Origin of the sequence: Paenibacillus popilliae ATCC 14706 (genome assembly GCF_000315235.1) — a bacterium.
Lineage (GTDB): Bacteria > Bacillota > Bacilli > Paenibacillales > Paenibacillaceae > Paenibacillus_B > Paenibacillus_B popilliae.
Map to the genome: position 1 here is coordinate 1 of NZ_BALG01000513.1, position 225 is coordinate 225.

Genomic DNA, 225 nt, shown 5'->3' on the forward strand with positions numbered 1-225 from the left:
GGCGCTGTTCGTGTTTTGTAATCGCAGACGGGACAAGCTCAAAATTCTGCATTGGGATCATGCTGGCTTCTGGCTCTACTACCGCAGGCTCGAACGCGGCTCGTTTCAGTGGCCCGCTGGCGGCACAGCTCCACTATGTCTGACGCAGCGTGAGCTGCGCTGGCTGCTCGACGGCCTGACGCTTACCCAGCGCCAGGCGCATGCTCAGGTCTCGCCGGAAGTGGC

1 protein-coding gene is annotated in these 225 nt (G+C 61.8%); it reads left to right on the forward strand.

The window, feature by feature from the left end:
* Positions 1-225 (forward strand): IS66 family insertion sequence element accessory protein TnpB (tnpB, locus tag PPOP_RS18910; RefSeq protein ID WP_042230250.1); only part of this gene is annotated, 225 nt, incomplete at both ends.